This window comes from Cupriavidus sp. 207A1, from assembly GCF_057798955.1.
Genome location: NZ_JBYOJO010000032.1, coordinates 1 through 6,018, shown reverse-complemented (window position 1 = coordinate 6,018; position 6,018 = coordinate 1). Strand labels below are relative to the sequence as shown.

Below are 6,018 nucleotides of genomic sequence, written 5' to 3'. Positions count from 1 at the left end.
ACTACCTGGGCCAGCTCGACGCCAGCTTTGCCGACGACAGTCCCTGGCGGCTCTCGACTGACAGCGCAGGCGCCAGCCAGGATCCGGCCACGCCGCTGTCGCATCCGTTGTCGGTCAGCGGGCAGGTGCTGGATGGCCAGCTGCGTCTGACGCTCGCCTTCAGCCGCGCACGCCATCAGGCGCAGACGGTGCGCCGACTCGGCGCAGCCTTGCGCGAGGAACTGGAAGCACTGATTGCCCATTGCAATGCGGGCGCCGCCGGCGTTACGCCCAGCGATTTCCCGCTGGCGCGGCTGACGCAGTCAGGACTCGCTGCGCTGAAGCTCGATCCCGCGCAGGTGCAGGACCTCTATCCGCTCTCGCCGATGCAGGCCGGCATGCTCTTCCACAGTGTGCTGGCGCCCGAGGGCAGTGCCTATACCAACCAGCTGCGCGTCGATATCGACGGACTCGATCCGGCGCGCTTTATCGCGGCATGGCAGGCCGCGCTCGCGCGCCACGACAGCCTGCGCTGCGGCTTCCTGCATCGTGGCGAGCAGCCGCTGCAGTGGGTGTCCCGCTCGGTGCGGCTGCCGCTCACCCATGCGGACTGGACCGGCCGCGACGCCGCCGAGCTGGACCGCTTTGCCGCCGCCGAACTGGGCCAGCGCTTCGACCTGGAGCGGCCGCCGCTGATGCGCCTGGCGCTGCTGCGCACCGGCGCGCACCGCCATCATCTGGTCTGGACCGTGCACCACCTGTTGCTCGACGGCTGGAGCACCGCGCAGCTGCTCGGCGAAGTGCTGCGCCACTACGCCGGCGAAGCGCTGCCCGCCAGCGGCGGCCGCTTTGCCGACTATATCGGCTGGCTGCAGTCGCGCGATGCCGCCGCCGGCGAAGCCTTCTGGAAAGCGCAGCTGGCACCGCTCGATGCGCCCACCCGCCTGCTGGCGGCACTGCCGGCGCCCGCGCATGGGCACGGACAGGGAGAGCATCACCACGAACTCGACGCTGCCGAGACCGCGGCGCTGGCCGGTTTCGCCCGCGCGCAGAAGGTCACGCTCAATACGCTGGTGCAGGCCGCCTGGCTGTTGCTGCTGCAGCGCTGCACCGGCCAGCCGTGCGTGGCCTTCGGCGCCACCGTGGCGGGCCGCCCGGCCGAACTGCCGGCCGCGCAGCAGATGCTGGGCCTGTTCATCAACACGCTGCCCGTGATCGCCTCGCCGCGTCCGCAGCAAGCGGTGGGCGACTGGCTGCGCGAGGTGCAGGCCCTGAACCTGGCGCTGCGCGAGCACGAGCACACCCCGCTCTACGACATCCAGCGCTGGGCCGGCCAGGGCGGCCAGGCCCTGTTCGATTCGATCGTCGTGTTCGAGAACTACCCGGTCGACGCGGCGCTGCGCCGCGCGCCGGCCGGGCTGTCGTTCTCCGGTATCGGCAATCGGGCCGAGACCAACTATCCGCTGGCGCTGGTGTTCGCCCACACCGACACGCTGCGCCTGACCTGCCGCTTCGACCGCGCCGTGCTCGGCGAAGCGCAGTCGCGCACGCTGGCGCACGGCGTGTTTGCGGTGCTGCGCCAGATGGCCGCGGATGCGGCCAGGCCACTGGGCCGCGTCAGCCTGGCCGGGGCTGACGCGCCGCTGGCCGTCCCCGCAACCACGGCCCGGCTGGCACACCATCGCTTCGAAGCCCATGCGGCCGCGACACCGGCAGCCGTGGCACTGGCGGCGGATGGCGAGGAACTGGCCTACCGGGAACTCAACCGGCGGGCCAATGCCCTCGCGCATCGACTGGCCGCGCAGGGCGTGGGGCCGGATGTGCGCGTGGGCGTGCTGGCCGAGCGCTCCGTCGAGATGGTCGTCGCCCTGCTGGCCATCCTCAAGGCCGGCGGCGCCTACGTGCCGTTCGACCCGGACTATCCCGCCGACCGCCTGGCCTACATGGTCGCGGACAGCCGCGTGGCGATGCTGCTGGTGCAGCGGACCGACGTCATCGCGCCGTTGCCGGCGGCCGTGCCGGTGATCGACCTGAGCGCGCCATCCTTGTATGACGGCGAGCACGCCAACCCTTCGCCGGAGCTGCATCCGCACCACCTGGCCTATGTGATCTACACCTCGGGATCCACCGGGCGGCCGAAAGGCGTGGGCATCTCGCACGCGGCGCTGGCCCACTACCTGCACGGCGTGCTGTCGCAACTGGCGCTGGCGCCGGCGTCGCGCATGGCCATGGTGTCGACGCCCGCGGCCGATCTGGGCCACACGGTGCTGTTCGGCGCGCTGGCCAGCGGCGGCGCGCTGCACCTGCCAGCGCGCCGCTGCGTGTTCGATGCCGCGGCCTTCGCGCGCTACATGGCGCAGCACCGCATCGGCGTGCTCAAGATCGTGCCCGGCCACCTGCGTGCCTTGCTCGACGGCGCGCAGGCGGCCGGGGTGGCGCTTGCCGACGTGCTGCCCGGACACACCCTGGTGCTGGGCGGCGAAGCCACCGACGCGGCGCTGCGCGCGCGCCTCCACGCGGCCCGGCCGGCGTGCCGGCTGGTCAATCACTACGGGCCGACCGAGACCACCGTGGGCGTGCTCGTGCACGCGGCCGGCACCACGGCGCAGCCAGGCACCGGCTTGCCGCTGGGGCAACCGCTGCCCGGCACCCGCGCTTGCGTGCTGGACGCCCAGCTGTGTCCGCTACCCGACGGCATCGCCGGTGAACTCTATATCGGCGGCCCCGCGCTGGCGCGCGGCTACCTTGGCCGTGCCGCGTCTACCGCAGACCGGTTCGTGCCCGATCCGTTCGCCGGCGACGGCGCGCGCCTGTACCGCACCGGCGACCGCGTGCGGCGCCGCGCCGACGGCGTGTTCGAATACCTGGGCCGCGTCGACGACCAGGTCAAGATCCGCGGTTTCCGCGTGGAGCCGGGCGAAGTGGCGGCGCAGCTGGCGGCGCTGCCGCAGGTCCGCGAGGCCGCGGTAGTCGCCGCGCCTGCTGCCGGCGGCATGCAACTGGTCGGCTATGCGGTGCCGCAAGCGGATGCCCGGCCCGATCCCGCCGCGCTGTGCCGCGCCCTGGCCGCCACCCTGCCGCCGCATATGGTGCCGGCCGCCATCGTGCTGCTCGATGCGCTGCCGCTCACCGCCAACGGCAAGCTGGACCGCCAGGCGCTGCCGGCCCCGCACGCCGCCGCACCCGCCGCGGCCGCGGCGCGGGAAGCGCCGCAGGGCGAGCTCGAGATCCGTCTCGCCGGCATCTGGCAAGCCCTGCTGCAGGTGCCCGCGGTAGGCCGCCACGACAACTTCTTCGCACTGGGTGGCCATTCGCTGCTGGCCGTCCAGCTCCTGTCCCGGATCCAGGGCGAACTGGGCATCGAGGTGCCGCTGGCCCAGCTGTTCGGCGCCGCCACGCTGGCCGAACTGGCCGCTGCGCTGCCATCCCAGCAACGCCATGCCGATGAAGCCGCCCTGCTGGAACTGGAAGCGTTCGCCAATACCCTGGAGTCAGTCTGAATGATCGAAGCCAATACCGCGGCCCGGCTGGCCGCGCGCTTTGCCACGCTGGCGCCGGCCCAGCGCCGCGCCTTTCTCGACAAGATGGCCGAGCAAGGCATCGCATTCTCGCAACTGCCGATCCCCGCGCTGCCGCGGCCCGATGCCCCGGCCGGCTACCACGCGCCGCTGTCGTACGCGCAGCAGCGCCAGTGGTTCCTGCACCGTTTCGCGCCGGACAGCGCGGCCTACCACATCAGCAGCCGCGTGGCGCTGCACGGCGAACTCGACATCGGCGCCCTGCAGGCGGCCTTTGCCGCGCTGGTGCAGCGCCATGAAGCCCTGCGCACGGCATTCCTGGACGATGCCGACGGCACGGTGCGGCAGCATGTGCGCCCGGCAGCCAGCATTGAACTGCCGCTGACCGACTTGTCGGCCGACCCCGGCGGCGCCGATGCGCATGCGGCGGCGATCGCCGAGGCGCCGTTCGACCTGGGCAGCGCGCCGTTGCTGCGGGTACACCTGCTGCGCCTGGGCGCGCGGGACCATCTGCTGGTGCTGGCGATGCACCATATCGTCTCGGACGGCTGGTCGATGCAATTGCTGATCGACGAGCTGGCGGCGGCCTACCGCGCGCATCGGCTCGGCCAGCCCTTGCCGCAGGCCGGCCAGGCGATCGGCTACACCGACTACGCCGTGTGGCAGCGCAACTGGCTCGAGGCCGGCGAGCAGGCGCGGCAACTCGCCTGGTGGCGCGCGGCGCTGGACGGTGCCCCTGGCGTGCTGGCGCTGCCGACCGACCGTGCGCGCCCCGCGGTGGCCGCCTACCGTGCGCAGCGCTGCGAGATCGAGCTTCCCGACAGGCTTGCCCACGCGCTGCGCGAACGCGCGCAAGCCAGCGGCGGTACGCTGTTCATGGCGTTGCTGGCCGGCTTCCAGGCACTGTTGTACCGCTACACCGGCAGCCGCGATCTGTGCGTGGGCGTGCCCGTGGCCGGCCGCAACCGCATGGAAACCGAGCGCGTGGTAGGCCTGTTCGTCAACACGCAGGTCGTGCGCGCGCACGTTGGCGGCAGCCAGTCCCTGTCGGCGCTGCTCGGCGAGACCCGGGAAGCCGTGCTGGGCGCGCAGGCGCACCAGGACCTGCCGTTCGAGCAACTGGTGGAGGCGCTGCAGCCCGAGCGCAGCGTCAGCTACCACCCGCTGTTCCAGGTGGTGCACAACCACCGCCGCGGCGACCGCGCCGCGCGTGTTGCGCTGCCCGGCCTCGACCTGGAAAGCGCGCCGGTAGGCGAGCGCACCACGGCGCTGGAGCTGACGCTCGATACCCGCGAGGACAGCGACGGCCATGTCCATGCGTGCTTTTACTATGCCGCGGAACTGTTCGACGCCGGCACGGCGGAGCGGCTTGCGCGCCATTACGTGCGGCTGCTGAGCCGGCTGGCCGACGCGCCCGAACAATCGCTCGATGCGGTGGACCTGCTTGACGAGTCCGAACACCGCAGCCTGCTGGCGCTGGGCCAGGGCGAGGCGCCTGCCGGCGAGGCCCTGCCCGTGCACACGCACATCGCCCGCCACGCGGCGGCGCGCCCCGATGCCGTCGCCGTGATCTGCGGCGAACAGGTGCTGCGCTACGGTGAACTGCTGGCCCGCGCTGACCGCCTCGCCGCCGTGCTGCACGCCCGCGGCATCGGCGCCGAGCATCGCGTCGGCATCGCCCTGTCGCGCTCGCCCGACCTGGTCGTCGCGTTGCTCGCGGTGATGCGCTGCGGCGCCGCCTACGTGCCGTTCGATCCGGCGTATCCCAGGGACCGGCTGGCCTACCTGTTCGACGACAGCGCCATCCGGCTGCTGGTCACCGAACCGGCGCTGCTCGACGCGCTGCCCGCGCCGGCGGCGCTGCCGGTGCTGACGCTGGATACGCTCGCCGAGGACATCGCGCCGCTGCCCCAGCAGCCGGTCCACCCCGGCCAGCTTGCCTACGTGATCTACACCTCCGGCTCCACCGGCCGGCCCAAGGGTGTTTGCGTCGCGCACGGACCGCTGGCCATGCATGTGGCCGCGACCATCGACGCCTACGAGATGGGCCCGCATTCGCGCGAGTTGCACTTCCTCTCGTTCGCCTTTGACGGCGCCCACGAGCGCTGGCTGTGCGCGCTTGCCTGCGGCGGCTCGCTGCTGCTGCGCGACGATGCGCTGTGGACGCCCGAGCAGACCGCCGCGGCCATGACCCGCCACGGCGTCACCAACGCCGGCTTCCCGCCGGCCTATCTGCGCCAGCTGGCCGAGTACTGCGAACAGAGCGGCGAGCGCCCGCCGGTGGCGCTCTACTCCTTCGGCGGCGAGGCCATGCCGCGCGCCGCCTTTGCGCAGGCGCGCCGCGCGCTGGCGCCGCGCACCTTCATCAACGGCTATGGCCCGACCGAAACCGTGGTCACGCCGATGGTCTGGAAGGTGCGCGCCGATGCGCCCGCAGCCGGCTTCGCCGGCACCTACGCGCCGATCGGGCGCCCGGTGGGCGCGCGCCGCTGCTACCTGCTCGATGCCGAGCTGAACCTGG

Annotated in this window: 2 protein-coding genes; both read left to right on the top strand. The window is 72.6% G+C overall.

The annotated features are described in order from the left end of the window. Positions 1 to 3,479: amino acid adenylation domain-containing protein (locus AC3FMM_RS31275; protein ID WP_488688326.1), on the top strand; the 3,479-nt coding region annotated here is incomplete at its 5' end. Beyond that, positions 3,480 to 6,018, top strand: a 2,539-nt coding sequence (locus AC3FMM_RS31270) for a condensation domain-containing protein (RefSeq protein ID WP_488688322.1), incomplete at its 3' end; no start/stop codon positions are given. It lies immediately after the preceding gene.